At 42.2% G+C, this 1801-nt stretch carries 2 tRNA genes and 2 rRNA genes; all 4 read left to right on the top strand.

Annotated features, from left to right (window positions below):
• Window positions 1-68 (top strand): 16S ribosomal RNA (locus CLRAG_RS16175); the annotation flags it as partial.
• 403 nt (window positions 69-471) lie between these two features.
• Window positions 472-547: transfer RNA gene (locus tag CLRAG_RS16170), tRNA-Ala, on the top strand.
• A 4-nt stretch (window positions 548-551) separates the two neighbouring features.
• Window positions 552-628 (top strand) — tRNA-Ile (locus tag CLRAG_RS16165).
• A 309-nt stretch (window positions 629-937) separates the two neighbouring features.
• Window positions 938-1801 (top strand): 23S ribosomal RNA (locus CLRAG_RS16160); the annotation flags it as partial.

Here is a 1801-nt window from a genome sequence, read left to right as displayed (position 1 = left end):
GGTTAGTAATTGGGGTGAAGTCGTAACAAGGTAGCCGTAGGAGAACCTGCGGCTGGATCACCTCCTTTCTAGGGAGTCGAAAGATAGAGTATAATCTATCTTATAAATTGATGGTTTAAGTAAGTTAATACTTAAAAATTGATAGTAACGAGTGTATCAAGGAAAAACATAAGCGAGGAACAGAGTTTACTAATGTAAATGAGTACCGCAGCGAATGATTTTGACGCCGATATACGAAGTTAATAGCAATTTTTCACTCTGTTTAATTTTGAAGGATCATAGATTCTTCACAGTATCACTTTTAAAATCTAAGTGATATGATGACAATAAAAAATTGATAGTAACGAGCAAGACAAGGAAAAACTTGAATGAGGAGCGGAATTTACTTATATAAATGAGCACCGAAATGAAAGTTTTGAGGTCGATTGTGAAGTTAATAGCAATTTTTTAAAAATAGAATAAAAATATTTTGGGGGTATAGCTCAGCTGGGAGAGCATCTGCCTTGCACGCAGAGGGTCAAGAGTTCGAATCTCTTTATCTCCACCATTTAGGGCTTATAGCTCAGCTGGTTAGAGCGCACGCCTGATAAGCGTGAGGTCGATGGTTCGAGTCCATTTAAGCCCACCAAAGGTTTTCATTAGAAAACCATTTTCAGTTTACAATGTAAATTGAAAAATTGTCCTTTGAAAATTGCACAGTAAATAAGAAATAAAGTAAAGCTAAGGTTAGAAATAACCTTTGTAGTAGATGTATTTCATTGTTGAAATACAATTTATGTATCGTTTTAAACATTTAAGATGATACAAAGAAAATTGGCAGTAACGAGTACAGCAAGGAAAAGACCGAATGAGGAGCGGAGTTTACTTATGTAAATGAGCACCGGAATGAGGTATTTGACGAAGCTGGACGAAGTTAATGACGATTTTCGATAATAAAGGTCAAGCTACAAAGGGCGCATGGAGGATGCCTTGGCACCAGGAGCCTAAGAAGGACGCGATAAGCTGCGAAAAGCTTTGGGTAGGCGCAAATAGCCAGAGAACCAAAGATATCCGAATGGGGAAACCCACCTAGATAACGCTAGGTACTGCAAACTGAATACATAGGTTTGTAGAGGCAAACCCGGGGAACTGAAACATCTAAGTACCCGGAGGAAGAGAAAGAAACATCGATTTCCTAAGTAGCGGCGAGCGAACGGGAAAGAGCCCAAACCAGGAACTTGTTCCTGGGGTTGCGGATAGGTCATAAATACTGTGAAGTGTTAATTGAAGAGAGCTGGAAGGCTCCGCCGGAGAAGGTAAAAGCCCTGTAAATGAAAGCAAAGAGCAGTCAGATCTAATCCAGAGTACCACGAGACACGAGAAACCTTGTGGGAAACAGGGAGGACCACCTCCCAAGGCTAAATACTACCTGGTGACCGATAGAGAAGGAGTACCGTGAGGGAAAGGTGAAAAGAACCCCGGGAGGGGAGTGAAATAGAACCTGAAACCGTGTGTCCACAAACAGTCGAAGTACGTAAAGTACGACGGCGTGCTTTTTGTAGAACGAGCCAGCGAGTTACGATATGCAGCAAGGTTAAGTACTTAAGGTACGGAGCCGGAGGGAAACCGAGTCTGAAAAGGGCGCGAAGTTGTATGTTGTAGACCCGAAACCGAGTGACCTATCCATGGCCAGGTTGAAGCGGAAGTAAAATTCCGTGGAGGACCGAACCACGTTGGTGTTGAAAAACCATGGGATGAGCTGTGGATAGCGGAGAAATTCCAATCGAACTCGGAGATAGCTGGTTCTCCTCGAAATAGCTTT

Origin of the sequence: Clostridium ragsdalei P11, assembly GCF_001675165.1 — a bacterium.
In the GTDB taxonomy this organism is placed as follows: Bacteria; Bacillota; Clostridia; order Clostridiales; family Clostridiaceae; genus Clostridium_B; species Clostridium_B ragsdalei.
This window is presented reverse-complemented; position numbering and strand designations above follow the sequence as displayed.